Genomic DNA, 26855 nt, shown 5'->3' on the forward strand with positions numbered 1-26855 from the left:
GACGTAGATGCAGTGCACCGCGCAAGCCGTGCAGAAGGTAGAGAACTACCCGACACCATCCTTCTACGTCATCGACCTGGATATGAATATCCACTTGAACTTCACTCCACTCAACTGAGTGCTCTCCGTTTCCGGAGGGCGCCAGTTGAACGACCGCAGGTGCGGCCCCGCCCGAGGGGAGGGCGAAGAGCGCGGCTTGACTACCCCTCACAGACAAGGACGCACCACCGGCCCGAGAAGTTGCGGGTGTTCGCTTGTGGAAATGAGCCTTGGTACACAGCTCTGAGTGACCGTTACGCGGCTTCGGCGCTGCCTCGCTCGTGCGGGGGGGCGATAGGTCTTGCCGTCAGGCAGTTCGTCTCCCCTTGTGGCCTGCCTGTCTTATCCTTGGCCTCCTCGCTGGCGCGACGATCGCCGATGTCTACTAGCTCTCCCTTCACCGGATGCTTCTCAGGAGACTGGCGCCGCTGGGCCTCGGACTGAGTCTCGGATTGGGGCACGGGCTTGGCCTCGGGAGTGGCGTCGGAGACCGGCGGGATGTAGATGGGCGACTCGTTGGCCTCGAGGCCCTCTTCGGCGTAGTAGTTCCTGGCGAACTTGAGGGTCACACTGCCAGCAACAAAGACCACGAGAGGGTCACACTGCCAGTAACAAAGACCACGAGAAGGATCTCGTCCCTGTCCTTCTTGACCCAGTTCTTAGATTTCTGGAAGACGGAGGTGGGCTTGCCGTCCTGGGAGGGACCTCGTTGTCGGCCACCTGCATAGATTTACCGGACCTCAACTGTCAGGCGTATGGATCGACATCACGCAGCCCCCGCCATCATCAACCGGGGGGGTCTCCTGTATTCAAGGGGTTGATCGCCGGCTTCCCGGCCAGACCGAGCGGTGCGGATCGTTCGCCAACCAGGCGCGACCGGCCGCGGTGCCACGGCCGCCGGGCCCGTGCTCCGGCCTCACTGCTGCGGCCCTGGTGTGGTGGTCAGGGATGGTGCGCGGGTGGTTCGGGGCGGGGTGTCCCATCCGGTCGTGCGGGGGTTCGGGCATGGGCCAGTGGCGCCGGTCCCGTTTGCCGCCGATCGCGTCGAGTCGACCCGGCCCCGTGCAGTGGGCCTTGGCCTCCCGAAGCCTGTCGGGCGAGTTGCCCGCCTTCAACGGCGACCTAGTGCTGTGACCGGATAGGTTCGCCGGGTGGGTGGGCGAGGAGCGGGCCGTGGCGGGGGCGGGGAGGCGGGCGATGAGTGACAACTACCTGACGGTGATTCCGCCCGATGGCTTGGTCGCCGCGTGAGCGGACGGCCTTGGCGGATGCCGTGGACGGAGGGCTGCCATCACGAGCGCGTGCTGGCAGACGAGATTAACGCGGTGGACTGGCTTGCGATACCCACGCCTCGGCTCCACGTGCCGCGGGTCGGACGCGATGTCCCCGAGTGGTTCGATCTTCGCAGCCCGGTCCCGGGACTTCGAGACCTCGCCACGGCCACCAACATCCCCGCGGTGGCCGAGGCGGCGACCTACCTGACGAGCAGTTCGATCCTCCGGGGCCATATGGGAGCCGTCTTCCCGGCCGCGGTCACCGCTGCCCCGTTTCTGCTGAGGATCAGCCCGCACTGGCGGTTCGAGATCGCGGAGGTCGCCCGGACGGGTCGGATCTGATCGTGTTCGGACACCTGGGCGGGCGGATTCCCGCGTCCGGAGTGGCTGGAGAGCTGCAGAGAGACGGGATGATCGTCCGACTCGACCTGGTCGCACCCGAGTATCCCCTCGACGGCGTGTCCGGCGAGGCCTGATTGCGCATCGAACGCGCGGCCGATGAACTCCACTGCGTTCCTGGAGCCGTGATGTTCCCGGCAGAATGCGGGGACTACGTGCACTGACTGGAGTACACGACGGCGTTCTTCCACCAGGCTCCCTCCGTGTCCCGGTAGGTACGGCCCGATGCCAGCAGGCACCGGGAGCCTGGGAGCAGAGCCAGGTGGCTGGGCCGCCGCGCCGTGCCCCGTCACCGCGGCGATGATCTCAGGGTGGGGCACATCGGCGGGGGAGAGGTCAGGGCGAGTGCGCCTCCATCGTCTCCTTTCCCCCCGCGGTCTCCAGGTGGCGCAGGACGTCGGCGACGTCGCCGTGGTCCTCGGTGAAGAAGTTTTCGGTGAAGCGGACGATGGTCTGGGCGATGCCTGGCGTAAAGGCCAGGCAGGCGCCGTCACCGTGGCACAGGACATCCAGCAGTCGCCCGAGCGCCGCGGCCAGGAAGGAGTGCGTGCACGGCTCCCCGTCACAGTCGTCCACGGCGGTGACGGCCTGAGCAGTCTGCGAGGGGAGGGGTGACAGGCGGTCAGCCTAAGCGGAACCCGTCACTCATAGCAGGTGCACTTCCCCTGTATCTCGATCAGACGGCCTTGCTGGGACGGCTCGGGCCGGCGGAGCGAACATCGGACGCAAGCGTGCTCGTGGATGCACGATGTTCCGAAGGCCCGAGCGCAGGTTCCCAGCTTGGCAACCAACTCCGGGGGACTTTCCTGGCGCTCCGTGCCAAGTGGTTGGCGCTCGCTGCTAAGGCGTCCCGTCGAGGGGCCCGGTCACGATGGGTTCACGGCAACTGTCCTACGGACCCGAACTGGGGGAATCGTGCGTACCTCGCCCACGCTGCCCGTCGCGGCGGCCTTCCTTACGGCCGCGCTCGCCCTGTCCTCGGCATCACCTGCGCAGGCCGCGAGCGCTCTGCGGCACAAGAACGTGCGCTCCGGCTACTGCCTGGGCATGACCTCCGGTCACACCACGGTCAGCCTGATCAGCTGCCGCAGCAACCGCACCGCCTGGAAGGCGTACGCGGGGACCAGGGTCGGAGGCCGTACGTACTACAAGCTCAAGAACCCCGCTTCCGGCGTCTGTCTGGGCGTCTGGCACAGCTCCGGCGCCGGGGGCGCGGGGCTGGCGTGGGGCCACTGCATCAGCACCCGAGACCACTCACAGCTGTGGCGACTGAAGTACATCGGCCGCTCCAGCACCTATCAGATCGTCAACGGCCACTCGGGCCTGTGTGCCGGCACCCGAGGCAGTTCGACAGCACGCAACACCCCTGTCGTCCAGGGCCATTGCACCACGGTGACGGGCAGCACCCGGCTCTGGAAGAAGCTGAGCGGCTGACTCGACGGCTCGACCGCGAGGTCACGTGCCCGGGGCGTCGCCCGCCTCGGGCACCGGGCGCGCGTCCGCCGCGCGAGCGTGCGTCTGCTGCTCCCGGTAGTCGCTCGGCGTGACGCCGTAGCGGGTGCGGAACGCGCGGGTGAAATCGGCGGGGCGGAGAAGGCCCCAGCGGGCCGCGATGGCGGCGACGGGTTCGTGGCGCCGCCACGGGTCGGCCAGCTCACGGCGGCAGTGCTCCATGCGCTGGCTGCGGATCCAGGCGCCCACGCTCATCCCGTGCTGCTGGAACAGGCGGTGCAACGATCGCGCCGAGATGTGATGCGCGGCGGCGACGGACTCCACGCTCAGGCCAGGGTCGCCCAGGCGGCGCTGAATGTACGCGGTGACGCGCAGGAACAGGACGCGCCGGCGTGATCCGGCCGGGACCTCGCTCTCACGCTCCAGATGGTGGGCGAGTACGGCGGTGACCAGATCGAGGCAGACGGTCGCGAGCCGGAGAGCGTCCTGCTCGGTGCGGGCGGTGCCCTCGCGCTCCACGCCGACGAGGAAGTCCCCCAGCAGCCGCCCCATGCCCGCCGCCGCGGGCAGCGGCCGCGAGACGAGGGAGTACACACGACTGACCGGCAGCCCAAGAAGGGTGTGCGGCACCTGGACGAGCAGCGACTCACCGTCGGCCCACGTCTCGAACGGCCGCGAACTGTCGAAGACCGCCATCTCACCCGCACGCAGCGCCGTCCTGTTACCGCTCTGCTCCAGCACATGCCTGCCCGACCGCATGAACGCGAGCTGAAAGCACTCGGGGTCCGCTCTGCGGATCAGCTTCGCAGTGCGCACACAGTGGAACGAGTGGTAGGCCATCACCGAGACCTGCACCGCACCCAGCGCACTCGTCTGAAGGCAGCCGTGGAACGTGTCGGTGCCGACCAGCCGGAACAGGGTCGGCATCACGGCATCCGCGGTGGTGGCCGCCCAGGCATCGAGAGCATCGCACGCCGAGTAGTCCGAACTGTCGTAGACCTTCTCCATGCCATCCTCCGGACACCGAACCGGCGGCAGATCACCACATGAAACCAGCAGCAGGGTGAGGCGGCACCGGGCCGATCAATGTCCTGAGTTCGGTCGAGGTCCGATAAGACAGGACACAGGCCGTCAGGTAAGTCGGCGGTACGCCCGCCCGGCGTCGTGGTCGGGGGCCGCGACCCGCGACCGGCACGGTCGCCTCCAGTGGCCTGTGGCCGGCCCCCTACCACGGCGGCCCGGCCCGGTCCGGAGCGGCAGGGGGGCGGAGGGCTTGCCGCGTAGGGGTTGTAACGACTATAGTTACGACTAGTCCTGAGGGACGAGGGAGGTGGAGTCCGACGTGAGCGCCAACAGCAGACTGACCATCGCGGCGCACACCCTGACATGGATCGGGCTGTATCAGCGGCGTGGCCACGAGGTCGCCACCTCCGAGCAGATCGCGACGAGCGTCAACACCAACCCAGTGGTGATCCGCCGCCTGCTGGGCGAGCTGCGCAAGGCCGGCCTGGCCGATTCACGGCGGGGTGCGGGGGCGGGCTGGATGCTCTCGCGGGACCTGGCGTCAATCACCCTGCTCGACGTCTACCGGGCGATCGAACCGGGACCGGTCTTCGCCCTGCATCGCGCGACACCGGACCCCGAGTGCGTCGTGGGCCACGGTATCGGGTCGGCGCTGACCGCCGTCTACGACGACGTGGAGGCCGCCCTGTGCAGGGAGCTGGCCAAGACCACGCTGGAGGACGTGCTGCGGGACGTCTTGAAAGCCGCCTGACCTCTAACCGTCGACTTCCCCTGATCGAGGGGGGTCGCATTCCACGGCCACCGATGTAACCAAAATAGTTACACTAAGAAATTGGAAAATCTCATGGGACAACTGGACGACAAGACCGCCCTCGTCACCGGCGCCTCCAGCGGCATCGGCCTGGCGATCGCCCGCCGTTTCGCCGCCGAGGGCGCCACCGTCTACCTGACCGGGCGCCGCAAGACCGAGCTCGACGCCGCCGTCGCACAGGTCGGAGCCCTAGGCATCGCCATCCAGGCCGATGCCTCCGATCTCGGCGACCTCGACCGGGTCTTCGCCGAGATCACGAACCGCAGCGGCCGCCTGGACATTGTGGTGGCCAACGCCGGGGTCGGGGAATACAGCCCGCTCGGCACGATCACCGAGGAAGAGTACGACCGCACTGCCTCGATCAATTTCAAGGGCACGGTCTTCACTGTCCAGAAGGCGCTGCCGCTGCTGACGGCCGGCGCCTCGGTGACGCTGATCTCTTCCAACTCGGCCCTGCTGGCCACCCCGGGCCTGGGCGTCTACGCCGCCTCCAAGGCCGCGGTCCGCAGCCTCGCACGCACCTGGGCCGCTGAGCTGGCCGGCCGCGGAATCCGCGTCAACGCTCTTACCCCCGGCCCTGTCGAGACCCCTGGCCTGGCCGAGCTCGTCGCCGCTTTTCCGCGCGACGATCGGCCCACCGCGGCCGAGCCCGCCCCGCCGACCCCGCTCGGCCGCTTCGGCCGTCCCGACGAGATCGCCGCTGCCGCCCTCTACCTGGCCGGCGACCAAAGCAGTTTCACCACCGGCGCGGAACTGCTCGTCGACGGCGGCGTCACACAGCTCTAGGCGGCGAATCGGCGAGGCGGGACGCAGGCGACGCTCCCGGGCGTCTGCCGCGTACTTGCGACCCTCTCGCCAGGGCAATGGCTTCGACACAACAAGGAGCGCGTCATGAAGGGCGTGGTCCACTACCGGCGGGCGATGCGGCAGCCGTCGCACACATCGAGGACCGGCCGGAGGCGCCGGCCCCTCGGGCCGACGAAATCCAAGTGCGTGTCAGCATCTCCCCGGTCCACCGCGGCGATCTGGTCGCGACGGAGACCGGCCTGCCGGACGGATCCGCGGGGCGCAGGCTGGGCACCGAGGCGGTGGGCGTGGTGACTGCGGTGAGTCCATCGGTGCCGGCGCTCCGTGTCGACGATCGGGTAGCGGTCTTTCCGGCCCTGGGCGCATGGTCCGAGCACATCACCGTGCCGGCCCAGGCCCCCGTAGCCGTCCCGGACTCCCTCAGCGACGAAACGGCGAGCGTCCTGCTCGTCAACACCATCACCTCTCGTGACGTGCTCCGTGCGGTCGATGAGCTGAGGGCTGCCGCGGCAGCGCCGAGCGATTCTCCACTCCTCGTGTCGGGGGCCGCGTCCGCGGTCGGCAAGCTCATCGTTCAGCAGGCCCGCGACCGTGGCTGGCCCGTTGTCGCCGTCGTCCGCAGTGACCGTTCTGCGTCAACGGTCCGCACAAACTGGCCGGACGTGCCCGTCGTGGTCTCCGGAAGCGGCGGCTGGCAGCGCGAGCTGGAGGGGGCGGTCGGCGGGACGCCGGTGCCGGTCATCGCCGATGCGCACGGCGGTCCCTTACCTTCTCGCCGTTCATGCCGCCTACCCGCTCGCCGAGCTGCCGAGCACCATCTCGGCGGCGCGGACCTGCGGCACCGGCACCGTATTGCCCAAGCTGAACTGACCAAACCTGGACCGCAGGGGAGCAGTGACCTCATGGAATTCAAGACCATCGGCACCATCGGTGCGGGAGCACCAGCACAAGCCGTGGCCGCCCACGCGGCACGCGCCGGGCACCCGGTGCTGGTCAGCAACAGCCGCGGCCCCAGCACACTCGGCGACGCCGTCGCTGCCATCGGGCCCGGCGCCTCGGCGGCCACGTTCGAAGAAGCGGCGGCGGCCGACCTGGTCCTGCTCGCCGTCCCGTTCGGCGCGGTCCCCGCGGTCGGGCGGCGGCTCGGGGACTGGACGGGCCGAGTGGTGGTCGACATAACTAACCAGTTCGCCCGGTCCGACCCCTACCGCGGCTTCGCCGACGTCTCGCCGCTGACCGGCAGCGAGTGGGTCGCCCAGCAACTGCCCGGCGTCACGCTGATCAAGGCATTCAACGACATGTTCGCCACCTATATGGCTCCCGATCCCCGGCACCAGGACGGCAACCAGGTCGTCTTCCTCGCCGGTGACGACGAGAGCGCCAAGGCCCCCTTCACACGGCTGCTGACCGAATTCGGGTTCGCGCCGGTCGACCTTGGCGCGCTGCGCGAAGGCGGGGCGCTCATGCAGCTCGGCGGGCCGCTGAGCGGCAAGCACTTCCTGTTCCAGGGCTGAGGCCCGACCGACACCTCAAGAGACGAAGAGACAAAGGACAAGGACGATGACAACAGATACTCAGACCTCGCGGACCGTGGCCGAGAAGTTCCTGGAGCGCCTCGGCAGGCAGGACCCCGACGGCATCCAGGAACTGTTCTCCGAGGAGATCGACTGGCACGTCCCCGGCAGCGACGCACTGCCCTGGACCGGGCGCCGCACCCGCCAGGAGGAGGTCGCGCCGTACTTCACCACCATGTGGCCGCACTTCGCGCACGGCCAGAGCAAGGTCGTGCTGGAACGCTTCATCGTCGACGGTGGTGACGTGGTGCTGCTGGCGGTCTTCACACACACCGCCGCACCCACCGGCAAGGAGTTCACCACACCGGTGGCCATGCACCTGGCGGTCGAGGACGGCCGAATCGTTCGCATGCACCTGTACGAGGACACATTGACCGTCGCCGAGGCGTTCAACGTTGGCTGAGCGGAGGGCACTCAGGGACCCCGCGGCCCGGGGCGGCCCGGCCGGGCACGTACGCATAGGGTCAGCCGAGACACGACCGAAGCCGAAACGGATAGCAGAACTCGCCCCCGGTATGGTTCGGCTGCATGCTACTCGCGGTCACTGTCGGCTTGGCGCTACTAGGGGTCACCGACCCGTCCGCCTGCACACCGATATCCAGTGGGAACACCTCCCCAAGGAGCTCGGCTTCGGCTCCGGGATGACGTGCTGGCGCCGGCTGCGGGACTGGAACGAGGCCGGCGTCTGGCAGCGGCTCCACGAGACCCTGTTGGCTGAGCTCAACGCGGCAGCCCGACTCGACTGGTCACGGTGCGCGATCGACTCCGTCAGCGTCCGGGCGGCAAAAGGTGCCTCTATGGTTTTCGTCAAGCTGTAGCTGGGGTGGGTGGTTGGTAGAAGGTGCCGTCTCGGAGCATCGCGAAGAGGACGTCGATGCGGCGTCGGGCGAGTGCGACGAGGGCTGCGACGTGGTGTTTCCCTTCGCGGCGTTTTCGGTCGTAGTAGGCCCGGGACTCTGGTTGGGAGAGCGAGGCGAACGCGGCGAGGTAGAAGGCCCGTTTGAGCTGTTTGCTATGTGGTGAGGCGGAGCAGTCGCTTGTAGCAGCAGAGGGCGGCGGCGAGGTCGAGAAAGGCCAGGTAGTTGCGGGGATCGCGTTCGTAGCGGGGGCTGAGTCGGCGGTAGCCGGACAGCCAGGAGATCGTCCGCTCGATCACGCAACGACGGCGGCCCAGGCGTTCGCTGGACTCGATGCCTTTGCGGGCGATGCGTACGCCGATGCGCTTACCGCGTAACCATTTCCGCAGGTGGGGGATGTCGACGTGCAGGCGCTGAGGCTTGAAATGGCGGCCTCGGTGGGGGGCGTGTCTCGTTTGGTGACCCTCGACCATGGGCTTCAGCGCTTCGCTGTCGTGGGTGTTGCCGGCCGAGACGCCGACGACCAGGGGCAGTCCGTTCGCGTCCGACAGGACGTGCATCTTGGAACCGGCTTGCCCCGGTCCACGGGGCTCGGACCTGTGAGTTCGCCCCTTTTTTAGCCCGCACGTGAGCGGAGTCGAGGACCACGCGCGAGACGTCGATGAGGCCGGCGTCATCGAGTCGGTGCAGCACCACCTCATGCAGCCGACCCCACACGTCGGCCCGCAACCAGATCAGGAACCGACGGTGCGCGGTCGACTTCGGTACCCCGAAACACGGCGGGAGAGCCCGCCAGGCAAACCGCTGACCAGCACGTAGATGATCGCCGCGAACAGCGTCACATCAGGCGTGTCCTGCGTTCCCCCGCCATGCGGCCGCACCTTCGACGGTGGGATCAGCGGCTCGGCGATCTCCTACAGGCCGTCCGGAGCAATCCAACTTCACGTACGCCGCCCCACGCACAGCCCAACGAGTGATCACCACATAGACACGGTCCGAAAACCAGGCCAGGGTCTGGGCCAAGCACCACCGCCTGGTCCGCGACCAGTCAAGGGGCAGCTGACAGGACCGAATCCGACCGAACGTGGCAAAAAGGATCAAAAATCCACCTCATCGTGGACCGCCAGTGCCTGCCCCTGTCGGTCGGCATCTCCGCCGCCGCCCTCTATGACAGTCGGGCTCTCATCCCGCTTGTCCGCGGCATTCCGCCCATCCGTTCGCGTCGAGGCCCGCGACGTCGATGGCCCGGCAAGCTACATGGCGACAAGTGCTACGACTACCGCTACCTGCGGCAATGACTCGCTTCCCGCGGGCACCGTCTCGCCCGTAAAGGCGTCGAGTCGTCCCAACGCCTGGGTTGACGCCGCTGGGCCGTGGAGCGGACCGTGTGCGGCTGCCGCCGCCTCCACCGCCTTTACGAGCGCAAGCCGGACACTTCCTCGCCTTCACCACCATCGCCGCGGCCCTCATATGTCATCGCCGCCTTACCAAGTGAAATGGCGTCCGAGAGGACGACCTTGGGTGTTCGGGTACGCCCTTACCCTTGTCGCCAGTGAGCCTTTTCCAACCTCATCCCTGTACTGCTCATCGGCCTGCTGACGACTGAACCGATCTGTAGCGGGGTCGTGACCAGCAGATCCGCAGTCTGTCCCGGCGGCCCAGACGCTTCGCCGAGCATGGTCAGCGGCGCTGACAGCCGGGTTAGCAGGGGCTTAGCCCTCCGGCAGCTCCCATGAGGCGAACCAGTGGGGGAACGGTCCGGCGGAGGGCGGGAAGGCGAACGGCGGGGTGCGGTCGGTGAGCAGGCGCAGCACGAACTCGCCGGTGCCGCAGTCGAAGCGCTGCCACTCACCGTCCAGGTACTGCACCAAAACCGGCCAGTCGTCGGGATCGGCCGGTCCGGTCAGCCAGTGGAAGGTCAGCTCCTGCTCGGAGGTCCCCCATATGAGCACGCCGCCGGGCGCGGGGTGGACCGGGTATGGCCGGTACAGGTCGGCGTACCGCGCCATGTCCTGGCCCCAGGAGACTAGATCCGTGCCCAGCGCACCCGGCACCAGCAGGTCCAGGTACTCGTCGAAGCTGCCCGCGCCGAAGGTGTCGACGATGTCCTTGTAGTCACCGGGCAGCGCGGTGCCCAGCGCTGCCTCCGTCGCGGCCCAGTCGACGCCGCACCGATCGGGCTCCGTCCACCCGGTGGCCTCCCGCAGCAACGCCACCCACCCGACCCCGGGCGGGCGGGTGAACGCGCGCCGGGCGAGGATCACGACGCGGCGCGGGCCATCGGCGGTGGCCGTCACGCCGTATCCGAACCAGTGCTCGGCCAGCACCCACCCGCGCAGCTCCAGCAGCCCACCCTCCCCGCCGATGGGGAGCCCACCCTCCCCGCCCACCGGCGGACCGTCGGGCACCCCTGCTGCCCTACCCCCGACGACCCAGGCACGTACCGGCCGACCCGCCCCGTCAACCACGTCCGCAGCGACGCGCTCCAGCTCGGCCAGATCCTCCGCGTCACTGGGCACACAGACATGCCCTGCCCCATGAATGGGCAGCGGGCAGTGCAATTCGGGCGCGCGCCAGGCGTCGTTCAGACGGGCGCGCAGAGCTGAGACGTCCACGCGGCCAAGTGAACAGCACGGTACTGACATTGAGCCTTCTCAACCTGCATCAGCAGTACACCGTTGGGCTGACAACAGGATGAAGCCCCTGGTAGGTGGGTTTTCAACCAAGATCACCAGTCTGTCAGGAGTTTCCGCGTGCTTGTCTACCCGTCCGGTATCGACCTGTCCAGCCGCTCTCTGCAGCACCTATCCGGTCTCCTCGCAGGCCACCGTCGACGGATCGGCTCCCGCTGGCGTCGCCTGACCTGTGGCCGGCAGGCCATGCTCGTCCTGGCCCACCTGCGATGCGGCGACACCTACGCCCGCCTCGCAGCAGGTTTCCGCGTCGGAATCGCGACGGTCCACCGGTACATACGCGAGGCCGTGGACCTCCTGGCCGCTCTCGCGCCCACGCTGGAACAGGCCATAACGACGGTGCGGAAGAAGGCGTACGTGATCCTCGATGGCACCGTACTGCCGATCGACCGCACCGCCGCCGACCGCCCGTACTACTCGGGGAAGAAGAAGCACCACGGGATGAACGTGCAGGTCCTCGCGGATCCAGCCGGCCGCCTGGTCTGGGCCTCGGGCGCGCTACCCGGAGCCGTGCACGATCTGACCGCGGCCCGGACCCACGGCATACCCGCCGCTCTCGCCGCTGACGACGTCAAGTGCTGGGCTGACAGGGCGTATCAGGGCGCAGGCCCTGCTGTCCGCGTCCCGTTCCGGGGCAAGAACCGGCGCGGCTGGCGTCGTCGTCACAACCGCGATCACGCCAAGATTCGCAGCCTCGGCGAACGCGCTATGGCCACCCTCAAATGCTGGCGCCTCCTGAGGAAGCTCCGCTGCAGCACCACCCGGATCACCGGCGTCGTCTGTGCCGTCCTCGCACTCGAACTCGCCGCCTGATCACGATGGAAAAGGCTCAGTGGCATTCTCTACGACGAGCAGCGCATTGAACGGAAGTTGGCTGGCGTTCCAATGTAGTGCAAGACGATCAGTTTTCCGGCGTGCTAGTTACGCCCTTGCAGGCGGGCGTGTTGTCACTGGTGCCCGGCTTTGCAGCGGTACGCACTGCGTTGTAGCGGGCGAGGTAGGCAGCGTAGACAGTGGCATCGTCGACCTTCAGGAGGGACTCGTCATTCTTCGTCAACGCCGGGCCGGTGTAGTTGTGGCTGCCGGTCCACATCACCTTGCGGCCCGTAGTGTCCGCGTAATCACCCTCGATCAGCAGGAACTTGGAATGGATGATCTGCCGGGGTGTGGGGCTGCTCGCGGTGGACTCGTCGCCGTCGTCGTCGTAACTGAAGCAGCGCAGTGTCGGCCCGCCGCTGTAGTGCAGTGCCTCCCACGTTCCGGCGCTCCCGGTAGAGTCGGCGCTGTCCATCTCTGTATAGACGACGTCCACGTTGCACCCGTCACTCTTCATCGCTTTGAGTTTGTCGGCGACGGCCTGACGGGTGAACTTGTACATGCCGATTCGAACGGTGGAGTGCTTTGTCGTACCGCCCTCGGCGTACGTGCAGGTGACGTTGTTGAGGATGCCGGTGACCGTGTCTCCGGGACGGGGGTCGTCCGCTGGGCGGGGGAAGAAATAGTAGGCGTAGGGGCTGTACGGGGTGGGAGTCAGGTATGCCCAATTTGCGGGGTTCTTCGACTTCAATGCGTTGAAGTAGGCGGTGTAGGCGAGGTAGACCCCGTGGTCGTTGTCGATGACCATCGCGTCGTTCCAGTACTTGGAGTAGCTGGAGGGTGTGAGGTTCGAGGAGGACTGAACAACGGTTGAGTAGGCGCCGTTGTCATAGTCGTAGATCAGGAACTTGTTGTGGTTGATCGACGGTTCCACAGTGGAGTTGCAGGAATGGTTGGTCCCACACATCGTTACGAAGGATGCCGCCGAGGTGTCCGTGCCCAAGGCATCGCGCAGCACTGGGTAGGTGGCTTCGTCATCGTGGCTCGAGGTGGTCTCGCTGCTGTCCATCACGATCTGAACGTTGACTCCGCGGGCGTGGGCGTCTGCGAAGGCCTGCGCGACAGTCGTGTCCCAAAAGTGGTACATCGCCAACTTGAGGGTGCCTCCCACTTCGGCGCTCTGGATGACGTCGAGAAAACGACTGCGGATTGCCTGCTGTTCAGCGGTAGTTCCGGTCGGGACGTTGAAGACTGGCCCACTTTCGACCGCGAAGGCCGTTTCGCCGCTCGTTGCGTTGAGCCCGCAGGTGATCAACGTGGCGGCCATTACCGTACCAACGCGCCGTAGCGCGGCATTCCGGGCACTTCTCATGTCGGACCCCTCCCCTGGTGCCTGGCGTGACGGTGCGACAGTTCGCGTATGTCAGCCCTGCTTTCGAACAAGGCGCGATCTTGACAGATCAGGCATCGATTTTCCAGCGAGAAGTTTGCGTAAATTTTCGGCTTCCGTCGGATCCATGGTGATTGTCACCCGCCGATGAAACCTAGACCCCGGGTGTCAGCCCCCCGTAGAGTCCAGCCGCCGCGCAGCTCTCGTTCGCGTGAACGAGCACACAACTGTGCGTGGACGCGTGCCAGTAGAACCGCTTGGACGCGTGGGGGCGAAGGAATCTGGATGGGGTGCATGAGACTGCACAAGTCTCGCGGAATAGCCGTACTAGTAACCAAAGGGTTGCTGGGCGGACTTCTGACCGCGATCGTGATGGCGCCTACGGCGGCCATGGCGTTACCAAATGAAATGAAACCCGCAGTACCGTCGCAGAAGTTGGACCATGGGGTCGACGCGCCGGCCGAGCCGACACGGACGAAAGCACCCAAGGTCACATGGCCCAAGAGGGCCGAGGCCACAGTCGACGTGCCCGCGCATACAGCGAAGGCACGTGGGATCGTGTCAGCGGCTTCGGATCACCCCGTGGTGTCGGTCAAAGCCGCCACCACCAAAGCCGCGGCGAAGAGCGGAGCCGAAAACGCCAGCCAGCGCCCCGCCAGGGCACGGATCGAGGTACTGGATCGGAAGAAGATCGCTCCGGTCGGAGGCGTGGGTGTCGGCCTCAAGGTGGGTCGTGCCGACGGCGAGGCGAAGTCCGGTCCGCTCGAAGTATCCATCGACTACTCGGGCTTCGCCCAAGCCTACGGCGGTAACTTCGCCTCACGCCTGCGCCTGGTCAAGCTGCCCTCTTGTGCGTTGACGACGCCGGAGAAGCTTGGATGCGCCGACGGAAAGGTCGTCGCCGGCCAGAGCAACGACACCGCGGGTCAGACCCTGACCGCTACAGTCTCTGCGGCGCCGCAGGCGGAAGCAATCTCGGGAATGGCGGCGTTGGGCACCCCGACTGTGTACGCGGTGACGTCCGGCTCCTCCTCCGACTCCGGCGACTATCGTGCCACGCCGGTGAATCCCTCCGGCAAATGGGATGTGGGTCTCGGGTCCGGGGCCTTTACCTACCAGGTGCCGATCGAACTGCCTAAGCCACCCATGGGTTTGGCACCTGACCTAGCGCTGAGCTACAACTCTCAGTCCATCGACGGGCGTACGTCAGCGTCCAACAACCAGGCCTCTTGGGTCGGCATGGGCTGGGATCTTAACGTCGGCTTCATCGAGCGCGAGTACAAGAACTGCATAGAGGACGGTCACGGACCGGACCAGAACCAGCAGTGGGGTGACCTGTGCTGGGACTCGCCCAATTCCACTGACGACCCGTCGGGCGCGGTCTACGACATCAGCCTCAACGGGGTCACCTCGCAGTTGGTCAAGGACGGCACCGGCGACGGCGCATGGCACCTCCAGAATGACCCGGGTTGGAGGGTCCAGCACCTCAAGGGAAGCCCAAACAACGCAGACAATACGGACGAGTTCTGGGTGATCACCACTCAGGACGGCACCCGCTACTACTTCGGCTGGGGCCGCACCGAACGACTGAACAACGACAATGTCCGGGAAGCCACCCACTCCGTGCTCACCGTGCCGGTCATCGGCGATGACCCTGGGGAGCCCTGCTACGACGGCGGGCAGCCCACCTTCTGCAACCAGGCATGGCGCTGGAACCTCGACCGTGTGGTCACCCCGAATGAGGTGGAGAACTCCTACTTTTACGCGAAGGAGACGAACTACTACCGTTCGGTTGCCAGCGCGGACAAGGCCCGCAAATACGATGCCGGTTCCTATCTGGAGCGCATCGACTACGGCTGGTCCTCCCAGATCGAGGGTGCCCAACTGCCGGCGATGGTCGACTTCCAGCATGTGAACCGCTGCGTGGAGCGGATGGAGGAGAAGGACCCTCTCGGCCATCCGGTCACCACCAACTGCCCGTCGATCGAATCCAAGCCAGCGTCGTACCCGGACGTGCCGGTCGACCTGATCTGCGACGGCAGCTCCAGCGACAACGCCTGCGCGGGCAAGACGTACTACCCGACGTTCTTTCAGCGCGACCTTCTGTGGGACATCAACGTCAAAGTGCGCGACACCAACACCTCGGGATGGGACCTCGTCAAGCAGTACCAGATGAAGTACGCGCTGATGAATCCGTCTGGCACGGTCGGCGACCAGCTTTGGCTGGACTACATCCAGCGGCGGGGCTACTCAGACGGCGGCATCACCATGCCCACCATCAACTTCAACGGTGAGTGGCAGGACAACAAGGTCGGTGCCGGGGAGCTCAACTTCCGCCGGGTGAACAAGGTCTTCACTGACACCGGCTCCACGGTGGCAGTCACCTACGGCCACGCCACGGACGAGAACGGCACTGTCGACCGGCAATGCGACGAGAACAATCTGCCGACCGAGTCGGACAACAAGTTCGAGTGCTTCCGACAGAGGTGGGTTCCCGAAGGCGAGACGGCGGAACGCAGCGGCTGGTTCAAGAAGTTCGTTGTCACACAGGTGGACGTCGACCCTGGGGACGCCGGCGACGGCGACCCGATGATGACCACTAGGTATGAGTACGACGGCGCCCCCGGCTGGCGGTTCACCGCCAATCCGCTGGTTAAGGACGCCGATGAGACCTGGTCGGACTGGCGCGGATACGGGAAGGTCAAGGTCAGCAGCGGTGCAGGCGCGAACGCGCACGCCACGTACCACTGGCTGTACCGCGGACTCGACGGAGACCGTACCTCTAAGACCGACGCCTCTCAGACGCGGTCGGTCGACGTCCTCGACTCCGACGATGCGAAGCACACCGATTCGCCCTGGCTGGCCGGCCAAACCCTCGAAACGTCCACCCAGGACGACGCCGGCAGCTCTCAGGAGCGGGTCTGGCACGAGTACTGGGTGCACACCACCGCCGCCTATGTGGGACTGCCTGATGCCCGCTTCGTACGGGAATCGGCGACCGACACGTACACGAAGGTCTCGACGTCGACAGCGGACAAGGCGACGTGGCGCCGCCACCGCATTGAGAACGAGTACGAGGACACCGAAGCCGCCTCCACCACGTTCGGCCTGCCACTGCGCGTTGACGACCAGGGCGAGGCAGGCGTATCCGACAACCAGTGCACCGAGTTCGGTCGTGCCTACAACACGTCCGACCTCGACAGCACTGGAACCAAGCGGTGGATGGTTTACCAGGACGACGAGCGGCACTACAGCGTTTCGTGTACCGCGCAGGAGACGGACCAGGCCAACGGCCAGGACACTCTGCACCTGGACCGCCGGGTCACCACGTTTTACGACAACGCGGCGTCCTTCAGCGAGAATGACACCATGCTGGTGGACGGCAACGCGACTGAGACCCGCACCTACACGGACGCGACCCAGTACCGCACCGCGAAGGCTGGTTACGACGGCGCGGGTCGCATCACCAGGTCCCTGGACGGTAAGCAGAAGGCAACCACGACCACGTACTCCCCGACGACCTCGTGGCCGGTTGATGGTGTCAAGGTGACCACGCCGGCTCCCAACGCGGACGGCACCGGGACGCCGCTAAGCACGACGACGTACTACTCACGGTTCTGGAATCAACCCTGGAAGGTCGTCGACGCCAACGGGAACGAGACACAGCTGGTGTACGACGCCGTAGGCCGGCTGACGAAGGTTTTCAAGCCGACCGAAGTCGCGAACGCCCCCAGCGGACATCCGTCGTTGTCCTTCGACTACTACATCCACACAGCCGACAGTTCCTCCGGCGTGCCGGACATCGCCCAGGGCGACGTGCTCCGGGTGACGTCGAAGGTGCTGCAATCCGGCACGACCGACCTCACAACCGTCGCATACATGGACGGTCTTGGCCGCAGCCGCGAGACTCAGACCCCCGCGCCCTCGGGGTCCGGACGCACGGTGGTTGTGACCCGCTACGACTCCTCCGGTAACGTAGCCGGGAAGTCAGCGCCCTTCTACACGACGGGTTCGGCGACCGACGGTCCGGTCAATCCGGCCGTGACGGCCCTGCGTTCGTACACCGACTACGTCTCGGACTGGGCCGGCCGCACCACACTGAGCCAGGTCAAGGTCAACGGCACCGCCCAGAATGCGGGCAAGGTCGTCACCACCTACACCGGCGCCGACGTGACCACCGTCAAGCCGGTCGTCGGGCAGTCCACTGACACTTACACCGATGTCTACGGGCAGAAGGTCAAGCAGGTGGAGCGCAACGGCTCGGCTGGCTACACCACCACCTACGAGTACACCCGCAAGGGTGAGCTGAAGTACATCCATGACGCCAAGGGCAACACCACTCACTACACCTACAACTTCCCCGGCGAGCGCCTGACCGCCGAGGACCCCGACGCCGGTGACACCAGCACGTCGTACGACGACAACGGGAACATCCTGACCACCACTGATGGCAACAATGCCGTGGTCACCACGGACTACGACGCGCTGAACCGGCCCACCGCGGTCCGCAAGGGCAGCACGATCCTGACCCAGACCTCGTACGACACCGCCACAGGTGGCAAGGGCGAGGTGGCGACCTCGACCGTCATCAGCAACGGCAAGGCGTACAAGTCCACCATCGGCGGATACGACAGCCGAGGCAGAGCCACCTCCAAGACGCTCACGGTTCCCGTCGACGGATCCGGATTGGAAGGCGGTTACAAGGTCTCCTACCACTACGACCTGGCCGACCACCTCACATCGGTCGACTACCCGGCCGTGGGTAAGCTGCCCGCCGAAACAGTCACCAGCACCTACGACGGTTACGGGCTGCTGAGAAAGGTCGCCAGCCCACTTGCCACCTACCTCAACCAGAGTGGCTACGACGACTACGGACGACTGATATCCCGGCAGATGGGCACCTCCGCGGCCGGCAGCACGGTCAACCGCACCTTCGGCTACGACGACACCCAGGGCACCGACTGGCTGAACAACATCACGACTCGTACCACTGTGGGCAGCACCACGAGCACGGTGCAGAACGACACCTACGCCCGCAACGGCAACGGCCAGATCACCAGCCTGCGTGAGGGCACGGCCGGCCAGCAGCAGTGCTTCACGTACGACGACATGCACCGGCTGAACGGCGCGTGGACCACCGCGTCCACCACCTGTACGGCCACCCCCCAGTCCGACTTCGCGGGACCCGAGCCCTACCAGTCGAGCTACAGCTACGACGGCATCGGCAACCTTCAGTCTGTCATTAGCAAGGCCTCGTCCACAGCCACTGCTGTGACGCGGGACTACCACTACCCGGGATACAGCGCGGACGAATCCACCTACACAGCGGACACCTCACGCCCGCACGCGGTCACCTCGGTCGTCAAGTCCTCTGGGGGCACGGACAGCTACGGCTACGACAACGCCGGTCAGCAGACCACGCGTACCGTGAGCGGTGTCGCCACATCGGTGGCTTGGAACGATCTGCACCAGGTCGGCAGCATCACCGGGGGAGGCGAGACCAGCACCTACGTCTACGACGGTGACGGTCAGCCCCTGCTGCGGACGTCGAAGGCCGAGAACGTGCTCTACTTCGAGGGCCACGAACTGCACAAGGCCAGCAGCAGCGGCACAATCCTGGCCACCCGCTACTACACCGCCGGCAATGCCTCCGTGGCGATGCGCGAGGCCGACGGCACCACCAACGGCAAGCTGTCGTGGCTGCTGAGCGACAACCAGGCTTCCACCCAGCTGGTCATCACGGCTGTGGGAGGGACAGTCCTGCGACGCCGTTACACACCGTTCGGTGCGGCGCGCAGTACCGGCAGCTCCCTCCCGTCTTCCACGGACCGGGGCTTCGTGGGCGGGCAGGAGGACGACTCGACAGGCCTGTCATTGCTGGGCGCCCGTATGTACGATCCATCGTTGGGCCGGTTCCTGAGCACCGACCCCCTGACCGCCGCAGGGGAGCCACAAAGCCTGTCGGCGTACAGCTACAGCAACAACGACCCGGTCAACTTCGCGGACCCCACAGGCCTCCGCCTCGCCAACTGCGTGGGCGGCTGGGAGGCTTGTGGTCCCGGACCCTCAAAGCACCGGGGCGCATACACGGACAACACTGCTGGTTTGAGTACGACCAGCAGCAACTCCAGCCAATCCAACAGCGCGGGTTCGCCGGCGATCGGAAAACCCCTCGACAACAAGACGTACAACTGGCTCGAGGAACTCGGCTACAACGGTAGTTCGGACTTCACCCAGGACGACTTCAACAACTGGTTCTCGAACGCCAAGCAGGACAATCTCGAGCAAGTCCAGAGCTTCTACACTTGCATGGGGAAGCAGAAGTCGGCAAAATCATGCAGAAAGGATGCCGAGAGCAAGGCCCCGGAGCCGGAGAACGAAGGTCTGGTGTCCGACGATGCGATGCAATGGTATTCCGGGGCGGCCACCCTTGCCTTTGGCGCATGGGCAGCCTGCGAAATCGGTACGGTTGGTTTCGGTTCTGTGGTCTGTTCCGCGGGCGCTGTGGGCATCTACGCAGGCGTGGTACTCGGTGTTTCCGTGATTGCTACGGTCGACTCCTGCATGGAAAAGAAGTGGGGTGACTGTGCGCTCGGTGCCGTGAGCACCCTTATGGCAGGGCGTGAGTGGGTGACGGCCGGCCAGATGTCCGCAGCCGGTTCCAGTATCCGGAGCACTGCATCCACTGCCTGGCAGAAGACCAGTTCGGGTGCCCGATCTGCCTGGAACGCCGTCTCCAGCTGGCGACCCTTCAGCTAGCCGCCATACGATGGGGGGTTCTCGCCGGGCATTCAGGGGACCCCCCATTCGCAGGACAAAGCGGCAACTCGATAGTCTGCCACTCAGAGGCTGACGTGGAGAAAGAAGTGACAAAATTGGCGGGAAGCATACGATTGGTGCGGATCGTCCCCGCTGCCATGGGGGAGGCCGTGGCCGGCATATCTGCTGCAGCCCTCGTGGATGCAGTTCTCTTTGCGACGTCTGGTGATCTCCAACTCTCCGGGAGAACTGGTCGCATTCAGTGCGGTGTCGTTCTCGCTCTCGCTCTGCTGTGGACCGTCAATCTCCTGGTGTCACGACCTCGCGAACGGCGGGCCCATGCAGCGGCGGTGCCGGTGGAAAACCCGCAAGCACTGCGCGAGCAGGTTGTTCTGCAGCGTCGCCTGATGCGGCGGGGGCAAATCCGTAGTGCAGCACTCGTGACGGTTTTCTCAGTAGTCGTTTACCTGATCCACCTGCCCATCGCCGCTCTGGGCATGCCGGCCATGCTGCTGATCTCACTCTTGCACGTTTGGCGCATTTCGGTCTGGGAGCGCTCGAAGGGTCTCACCCTCTGGAAGCCGGCACCGTCCGAGGCTGGCCGTGAGGAATGGCGAAACTCGCCGTATTACTCGACACCTGTCGCATAGGAGACGCACCGTTTCGAGGGGCATGGGCCTGGCGGAGCACCGTCTGGCCCATGCCTTTTAGTACTCCAGTCAGATTTCGTGTCCTGAGCCGGTGGTTGTCGTTGTCCGGGTATGGAGGCGATAGTCGAAGTCGACCAGTGGCAGCGTGAGTTGGAGGCGGTGTTCGCTCGGGTGGCGGGCCGCTTTGCCCGGGTGGATCTGCGCCGGCGGATGCGGGACTATGTCCGCGGTCTGCTGGCGCCGGTGGGACGCAAGAACGGCTGGCAGTTGGCCGAGTGGGCCGGCCATCGCGACCCGGCAGGTCTGCAGCACCTGCTCAACGGCGCCCGATGGGACGCCGACGCGGTCTGGGACGATGTCCGGGCCCATGTCGCCGAACGGATCGGCCCGGGCGGGGTGTTGATCATCGACGACACCGGCTTCATCAAGAAAGGCAGCACGTCGGCGGGGGTGGGTCGGCAGTACACCGGAACCTTGGGAAAGATCGACAACTGCCAGATCGGGGTGTTCGCCGCCTACGCCACTGGCTCGGGCAGGGCTTTGGTCGACCGGGAGCTCTACCTGCCCAAGTCCTGGACGTCGGACCGCGAGCGCTGCCGGGCGGCGAAGATCCCCGACGAGCGGGGCTTTGCCACCAAGGGGGAACTGGCCCGAGACATCGTGCGCCGCTGCCTGGCCGCCGGTCTGCCCGCCGCCTGGGTCACGGCGGACGAGGCCTACGGCCAGGACTGGCACTTCCGCCGCCTGCTCGAGCAACTCGACGTCGGCTACGTGGTCGCCGTGCCCAAGTCCCAGCAGATCAAGTCCCTGGCCGGAATCTGGCGCATCGACCAGCTCATCGACGAGGCACCCGGTGATGCCTGGCAGCGGCTGTCCTGCGGCGACGGAGCGAAGGGGCCGCGGATCTATGACTGGGCCGCGGCCAAACTGCCCGCCAACCTGATCTTCGACCCCGATCCGCCCACCCACCACCGCTGGGTGATGGCCCGCCGCAGCCTGCCCGACCCCGCCGAGGTCGCCTACTACCTCGCCTACGCACCCGTCGGCATCGAGCTCGACGAACTGGTCCGGATCGCCGGCAGCCGATGGGCGATCGAGGAATGCTTCCAAGCTGTGAAGAACGAGTGCGGCCTGGACGAGTACGAGGTCCGCCGCTACCTCGGCTGGTATCGACACATCACCCTGGCCATGCTCGCCGACGCCTTCCTGACCGCCCTGACCGCCCTGACCGCCCTGGCCGCTCAGGCAGACGGTGACGCAAGGGGGCAGCAGAAACGGATCAGCCCTCGCCCCGCTCACCGTGGCAGAGATCCGGCGCCTGCTGGACACTCTCCTGCCACATCCCCGCCCCCATCAGGACAGACGCCTCCACGCCCTGAACTGGTCCCACTGGCGCAGACGCCACCAAGCCACAGCCCGCCGCTGTACTACCGAAAGGGAGCCAGCCCAGGACACGAAATCTGACTGGAGTAGTAAGAGCTGTCCCGTAATTCCTCGTCACAGGTGGGATGGACTTGCCGTGGCGGGTCTGATCACGTTGCTGGCGCCGTCGCGGATAGCCCCGTTAGCCGAGTTCTCGCCGCTCTACTTGCGGCCCGCCTCACAAGGGCAGCCAACTGGGCCATCCCACGGGCGTGCCGCCCGGTTCGCACATGCTGTCCGGGCGGCCGGGCGACACGTACCACACTGCCGGCTCCGGCCAGAGCAGCATCGTACTGGCAACACCTCGTCCCAGTAGTCGCCGATCCGGCCGCCGGACCAGCGGTACCTGCGGCGGCTCGCCAGGCCCATCGGGCCGCCGTGGGTGGCGCCGAAGAACGGCTCGGCCGCGGGGGACCGCCAGTCGACCAGCAGCCGGCGTCCCGCGCCGTCCGTCAGACCGAGCCGCCCGACGTAGACCGGTTCGGGGCTGTCCGCCGCGACCATGCGCCCGAGGCACAGGTCGAGGCCGAACCGGCGCAGCGCGCGCAGCCGAGCGGTCAGCCGGTGGATCTCCGCGTCCCGGTCCATCGCCTGCCGGCCCGCGCCACCGGGCCCCCTGCGCTCGGCGTCGAGGCGGTCGGACACCTCGGCGACCGACTGCTCAAGAGCCTCCGCGACGGCGGCGAAATGCCGTTCGTCGTCGGCGATCAGCCGCGGATCGGCCTTCGCGGAAAGGCGGTCCGGAAGGTCGAACGCACTGGTGGTCAGGGGATTCAGAATAATCAGCTCCGCATTCTCGGACCGCGGGCCCACCGGGCGCGCCGGCCCGGTTCGACGTCCTCACGCGAACCGATGCCGGCAGCGCCGCGGGTACTTCGCGATTCCCGCGTTTTCGCAGGTTCTGGCTTCGGCCGGTCATTGTGCGGGACACCGGGGGCCTTGCCGCAAGCCCCCCGGTGCGCTATAAGTTGAGAGTGGAAAGGAGTGGGAAACCGCCTTTCCCTTTCTTTTTGCCCCCGCTCTTTCACCGGCCGGAACCCGGCCGGACTTTCCTGCCTGCCGCCGGGTCCGCTGCGCGTGCCGGGCACCGGACGGTGCGGGACTCTGTAAGCGTGTGTGCTGCTCCAGCCGGCCGGATCCCCGCGGCCTACGCCGCCTCGGGCCGCCGGGCGGTACGCGTGACGCTGGTCGCCACGACGGGGTTCTTCCTGTTCCGCTACGGACTGGGCCTCCCGGTCGCGGCCACGTACGCCCTGTTCTCCGCCGTGGCGCTGGGCGGGCTCTCCAGGATCCCCGGCACCGGACGGCAGCGGGCCGCGACGGGACTGCGGGCGCTGCCCGTGTGCTGGCTGCTGGTGATCGCCGGCACCTGTCTGTCGGTGCGGACCTGGAGCGCCGTCACGGGCATGCTGGTCGTCGGCTTCGCCCTGGCCTTCTCCGCCGTGGGCGGTCCCCGCCCGGCCGGGGCGGCCCCCGGCCTCCAACTGCTCTACATCCTGCCCTCCTTCCCGCCGTACGACCCCGGCTCGCTCGGTGAACGCCTCGTCGGGACGACGACGGGACTTGTCCTGCTCATGGCCGCCGAGGCACTGCTCCTCCCCGAGCCCCCGCCGCCGTCGTACCGGGAGCGGGCCGCCCTCGCCGCGCGGACCGCGGCGCACTGCGCGACCCTCCTGACCGCGCCCCCGTACGCCCTGACCGGTACGGACAGCGCGGCGGCCCGGGAGGCCGGCGCGGCTCTGCGGCCGCTGACGGTGCCGGAGGCGGAACGTCCGGCCGGACCGGGGCTGCGCGACCGCGCCCTCGCCCACACCGGTCTGGCCACCCGCACCCTGCTCAGCCGGATGGCACGGCTGACCAGCCCGGGCGACGCGCAGGGCTCCCGGGTGACCGCCGTCCTGCGTGCGGTGGCGGCCCTGTCCGCCGGGACCGCGGACAGCCTCGGATCCGGGCCGTCGCCGGTGGCCGCCCACGCCGAACTGGTGGCGGCCCGGGCGGACCTGTCGGCCGTGTCGGCCGCCCCCGCGGCCGCCGCCCGGGGCGGCCCCCGTCCGCCGGAGTTCCCGCCCGCCGTACTGCGCCGGCATGCCGCCGTGCTGGAGATCGCCGACGCCGCGCTGGCCATGGCCACCGCGGCCGACCTGGCGGTACGGGGCCGGCGGGCGTCGCTGCCGGTGCCGCCGGGCCGCTTCTGGTACGCCAGGAGCCGGGCCCCGGTGCTGTGGTGGCACCGGGCGCGCGGTCACGCCGGGCGCCGGTCGGTGTTCTTCCAGAACGCGGTGCGCATCGCCCTGGCCCTGACCGCGGCCCGGCTGATCGCGGGCGTGGCCACGCTGCCGCACGGCTTCTGGGCGATGCTGGCCACGCTCACCCTCACCCGGACCACCATGGACGAGACCTGGAGCACCATCCGCCTGGCCCTCACGGGCACGCTGGCCGGGGCGCTGCTGACCGCCGGTCTGCTGACCCTGGCGGGCTCCGGCACCGGGATCTACGCCGCCGTGCTCCCGCTGTGGATGCTCCTCGCCTTCACCCTGGGCCCGGTCAAGGGCGTCGGCTGGGCACAGGGTCTGTTCACGGTGCTCGTGGCCCCGGTCTTCGCCCAGCTCGTGCCGCCGACCTGGCGGCTGGCGGAGGTGCGGCTGCTGGACGTGCTGGTGGGCAGCGCGATCGGCGCGGTGTTCGGCCTGCTGGCCTGGCCCCGCGGCGCCCATGACGAGCTGCGTCGAGCGGCGGCGGAACTCCTGCGCCGGGCGGCCGAGATCGTGGTGGCGACCAGCGCCGAGGTGGCGGCCGGCGGCACCGTGGCCGCGCCGCCGGTGGCGTCCTGCCACCGCTCGCTGCACCAGGCGGTCATCCTCGCCGAGTCCGCGTACGCCCAGTTCCTGAGCGAGCCCACGCCCTTCGGGGGCCGGGGGAGGAGGGCGGCGCCGGCGCCGGTGGACTGGCAGGCCGTGCTCATCGCCGGGCACCACACCCTGTGGGGATCCGAGCGGCTGCTGGATCCGCCGCCGACCGTGCTGGGCCCGGCCGCCGCCGAGTCGGCCGCCGGACTCGGGGACCGGGTGGCCGGCCGGATGCTGCTCGTCTCGGCGGCGCTCGACCCCGGGAGCGACACCCCGGCCGCGCCGGTGCCCCGCCTCGATCCGGTCCTCGCGGGCTTCACCGCACAGCCGCCCGGCGCGCCCCGGCGGTACTGGGCGACCGTCTCGTGGCTGAGCGCGCTGATGACGGACCTGTCACGCATCCCGCGCACCGGCCCTGAACGCGAGCCGGCGGCGGCCGGGGCACGGGCCGGCGACTGAGGCCGCTCTCGCGACAGCCCCCGGAGGGGCACGTCTGTCTGTTCCGTCACGGCGACGGCCGGTGAGGACAGAAGCGCTTGCGGGAGCCGGGCGGCCGCATGGATGATCCATTTGAGGCCGGTCGCTCACATCTGATCGGCACGACCGTTGCACACGAAGGGAAACCCCATGCCCGAGCTGGACGAACGCTTCGACGTCGTGGTCCTCGGAGCGGGACCCGGCGGCTACGTCGCCGCCGTCCGCGCCGCGCAGCTGGGCAAGCGCGTCGCCGTCGTCGAGGAGAAGTACTGGGGCGGTGTCTGCCTGAACGTGGGGTGCATCCCGAGCAAGGCGCTGCTGCGCAACGCCGAACTGGCGCACATCTTCACGCGCGAGGCGAAGACCTTCGGGATCAAGGTCGACGGGACGGTCTCCTTCGACTTCGGCGAGGCGTTCCGCCGCAGCCGCAAGGTCGCCGACGGCCGGGTCAAGGGCGTCCACTACCTGATGAAGAAGAACGGCATCACGGAGTTCGACGGCCGCGGCACCTTCCTCGACCCGCACACGCTCGAGGTGGCGGGCTACGACGGCTCGACCCGCACCATCGGCTTCGACCACTGCGTCATCGCCACCGGCGCCACCCCCAAGCTGCTCCCCGGCACCCGCCGCACCTCACGGGTGGTGACCTACGAGGAGCAGATCCTCGCCGAGGAACTGCCGCAGTCGATCGTGATCGCGGGCGCCGGCGCGATCGGCGTGGAGTTCGCGTACGTCCTGCACAACTACGGCGTGAAGGTCACCGTCGTCGAGTTCCTGGACCGCATGACCCCGCTCGAGGACGCCGAGGTGTCCGCCGAACTCGCCCGCCAGTACCGCAGGCTGGGCATCGACGTGCTGACCTCCACCCGGGTCGACGCCATCGACGAGTCGGGACCGACGGTGCGGGTCACCGTCACCGGCAAGGACGGCGCCCAGCAGGTCCTGGAGGCCGACAAGGTGCTCCAGGCGATCGGCTTCGCCCCGAACGTGGAGGGCTACGGCCTGGACAAGGCCGGCGTACGGGTCACCGAGCGCGGCGCGATCGACGTCGACGGGCGCTGCCGCACCTCCGTCCCGCACATCTTCGCCATCGGCGACGTCACGGCCAAGCTGATGCTGGCGCACGCCGCCGAGGCGATGGGCATCGTCGCCGCCGAGACCCTCGCCGACGCGGAGACCATGGAACTGGACTACGCCATGATCCCGCGCGCGACCTACTGCCAGCCCCAGATCGCCAGTTTCGGCTACACCGAGGCCCAGGCCCGCGAGCTGGGACACGACGTCAAGGTCGCGAAGTTCCCCTTCACCGCGAACGGCAAGTCGCACGGTCTCGGCGACGCCACGGGCTTCGTGAAGCTGATCAGCGACGCGAAGTACGGCGAGCTGCTCGGCGGCCACCTGATCGGCCCGGACGTCACCGAGCTGCTGCCCGAGCTGACCCTGGCCCAGCAGTGGGACCTGACGGTCCATGAGGTGGCGCGCAACGTGCACGCCCACCCGACGCTGGGCGAGGCGGTCAAGGAGGCCGTGCACGGCCTGGCCGGCCACATGATCAACATGTGAGAG

The 26855-nt window shown here is 67.5% G+C and carries 16 protein-coding genes and 6 pseudogenes; 14 read left to right on the forward strand and 8 right to left on the reverse strand.

Features of this window, described 5'->3' with window-relative positions:
- Positions 1-293 precede the first annotated feature (293 nt).
- Positions 294-608 (reverse strand): hypothetical protein, encoded by a 315-nt coding sequence (locus TNCT1_RS20970; RefSeq protein WP_143634414.1) that lies wholly within the window; start codon positions 606-608, stop codon positions 294-296.
- Positions 609-1340: 732 nt separating this feature from the next.
- On the opposite strand from TNCT1_RS20970, the gene TNCT1_RS20980 reads away from it, so the two are divergent.
- Positions 1341-1655 (forward strand): hypothetical protein, encoded by a 315-nt coding sequence (locus TNCT1_RS20980; RefSeq protein WP_143634418.1) that lies wholly within the window; start codon positions 1341-1343, stop codon positions 1653-1655.
- Positions 1656-2048: 393 nt separating this feature from the next.
- Here the strand turns inward: TNCT1_RS20980 and TNCT1_RS20985 are convergent, their stop codons facing one another.
- Entirely contained in the window at positions 2049-2288 is a 240-nt protein-coding gene (locus tag TNCT1_RS20985; protein WP_216856669.1) for a hypothetical protein, read from the reverse strand.
- 339 nt (positions 2289-2627) lie between these two features.
- Between TNCT1_RS20985 and TNCT1_RS20990 the strand changes: the two genes are divergently transcribed.
- Complete coding sequence (locus TNCT1_RS20990; RefSeq protein WP_160160419.1) at positions 2628-3146, forward strand: RICIN domain-containing protein; 519 nt, start codon at positions 2628-2630, stop codon at positions 3144-3146.
- Positions 3147-3167: 21 nt separating this feature from the next.
- On the opposite strand, the gene TNCT1_RS20995 is transcribed toward TNCT1_RS20990, so the two are convergent.
- A complete protein-coding gene (locus tag TNCT1_RS20995; protein ID WP_143634421.1) occupies positions 3168-4172 on the reverse strand; it encodes a helix-turn-helix domain-containing protein in 1005 nt (334 codons plus the stop codon).
- Between the two features lie 334 nt (positions 4173-4506).
- Between TNCT1_RS20995 and TNCT1_RS21000 the strand changes: the two genes are divergently transcribed.
- The 5 genes and pseudogenes from TNCT1_RS21000 to TNCT1_RS21020 all read left to right on the forward strand — a co-directional run.
- On the forward strand, positions 4507-4938 hold the full coding sequence (locus TNCT1_RS21000) for an Rrf2 family transcriptional regulator (RefSeq protein ID WP_143634619.1): 432 nt from the start codon (positions 4507-4509) through the stop codon (positions 4936-4938).
- 93 nt (positions 4939-5031) lie between these two features.
- The gene (locus tag TNCT1_RS21005) at positions 5032-5784 is read left to right on the forward strand and encodes an SDR family NAD(P)-dependent oxidoreductase (protein WP_143634422.1); all 753 of its coding nucleotides are present in this window, start codon (positions 5032-5034) and stop codon (positions 5782-5784) included.
- A 77-nt stretch (positions 5785-5861) separates the two neighbouring features.
- Complete coding sequence (locus TNCT1_RS36360) at positions 5862-7319, forward strand: NAD(P)-binding domain-containing protein (protein WP_373920491.1); 1458 nt, start codon at positions 5862-5864, stop codon at positions 7317-7319.
- Positions 7320-7365: 46 nt separating this feature from the next.
- Complete coding sequence (locus TNCT1_RS21015; protein ID WP_143634423.1) at positions 7366-7782, forward strand: nuclear transport factor 2 family protein; 417 nt, start codon at positions 7366-7368, stop codon at positions 7780-7782.
- A gap of 181 nt (positions 7783-7963) precedes the next feature.
- A pseudogene (locus TNCT1_RS21020) lies at positions 7964-8161 on the forward strand (transposase); the annotation flags it as partial.
- A 25-nt stretch (positions 8162-8186) separates the two neighbouring features.
- Here TNCT1_RS21020 and TNCT1_RS36365 read toward each other — a convergent pair.
- Positions 8187-8393: pseudogene (locus TNCT1_RS36365) on the reverse strand (IS110 family transposase); the annotation flags it as partial.
- A pseudogene (locus TNCT1_RS21030) lies at positions 8392-9147 on the reverse strand (IS5 family transposase). The pseudogenes TNCT1_RS36365 and TNCT1_RS21030, both read right to left, overlap by 2 nt.
- 130 nt (positions 9148-9277) lie before the next feature.
- On the opposite strand from TNCT1_RS21030, the pseudogene TNCT1_RS21035 reads away from it, so the two are divergent.
- Positions 9278-9731 (forward strand): annotated as a pseudogene (locus TNCT1_RS21035) (transposase); the annotation flags it as partial.
- A 217-nt stretch (positions 9732-9948) separates the two neighbouring features.
- Here the strand turns inward: TNCT1_RS21035 and TNCT1_RS21040 are convergent.
- Positions 9949-10626 (reverse strand): hypothetical protein, encoded by a 678-nt coding sequence (locus tag TNCT1_RS21040; RefSeq protein ID WP_143634424.1) that lies wholly within the window; start codon positions 10624-10626, stop codon positions 9949-9951.
- A 363-nt stretch (positions 10627-10989) separates the two neighbouring features.
- On the opposite strand from TNCT1_RS21040, the gene TNCT1_RS21045 reads away from it, so the two are divergent.
- Complete coding sequence (locus TNCT1_RS21045) at positions 10990-11742, forward strand: transposase family protein (RefSeq protein WP_143634425.1); 753 nt, start codon at positions 10990-10992, stop codon at positions 11740-11742.
- 88 nt (positions 11743-11830) lie between these two features.
- Here TNCT1_RS21045 and TNCT1_RS21050 read toward each other — a convergent pair whose 3' ends face one another.
- Positions 11831-13072 carry a phospholipase D-like domain-containing protein gene (locus TNCT1_RS21050; RefSeq protein ID WP_143634426.1) on the reverse strand — a complete coding sequence of 414 codons (1242 nt, stop codon included), beginning with the start codon at positions 13070-13072 and terminating at the stop codon, positions 11831-11833.
- A gap of 357 nt (positions 13073-13429) precedes the next feature.
- Here TNCT1_RS21050 and TNCT1_RS21055 point away from each other — a divergent pair, with 357 nt between their 5' ends.
- From TNCT1_RS21055 to TNCT1_RS21065, 3 genes and pseudogenes are all read left to right on the forward strand, one after another.
- Positions 13430-19894, forward strand: coding sequence for an RHS repeat-associated core domain-containing protein (locus TNCT1_RS21055; protein WP_160160420.1), 6465 nt, complete (start codon positions 13430-13432; stop codon positions 19892-19894).
- A 95-nt stretch (positions 19895-19989) separates the two neighbouring features.
- Positions 19990-20544 (forward strand): hypothetical protein, encoded by a 555-nt coding sequence (locus TNCT1_RS21060; protein WP_143634429.1) that lies wholly within the window; start codon positions 19990-19992, stop codon positions 20542-20544.
- Between the two features lie 111 nt (positions 20545-20655).
- Positions 20656-21762 (forward strand): annotated as a pseudogene (locus TNCT1_RS21065) (IS701 family transposase); the annotation flags it as partial.
- A gap of 504 nt (positions 21763-22266) precedes the next feature.
- Here TNCT1_RS21065 and TNCT1_RS21070 read toward each other — a convergent pair.
- A pseudogene (locus TNCT1_RS21070) lies at positions 22267-22743 on the reverse strand (AAA family ATPase); the annotation flags it as partial.
- A 335-nt stretch (positions 22744-23078) separates the two neighbouring features.
- Here TNCT1_RS21070 and TNCT1_RS21075 point away from each other — a divergent pair.
- Positions 23079-25271, forward strand: coding sequence for an FUSC family protein (locus TNCT1_RS21075; RefSeq protein WP_143634431.1), 2193 nt, complete (start codon positions 23079-23081; stop codon positions 25269-25271).
- A 168-nt stretch (positions 25272-25439) separates the two neighbouring features.
- Positions 25440-26852 carry a dihydrolipoyl dehydrogenase gene (gene lpdA / locus TNCT1_RS21080; RefSeq protein ID WP_143634433.1) on the forward strand — a complete coding sequence of 471 codons (1413 nt, stop codon included), beginning with the start codon at positions 25440-25442 and terminating at the stop codon, positions 26850-26852.
- The last annotated feature ends 3 nt before the right edge of the window (positions 26853-26855 follow it).

The sequence above is a fragment of the Streptomyces sp. 1-11 genome, assembly GCF_007176755.1.
Taxonomy (GTDB): domain Bacteria; phylum Actinomycetota; class Actinomycetes; order Streptomycetales; family Streptomycetaceae; genus Streptomyces.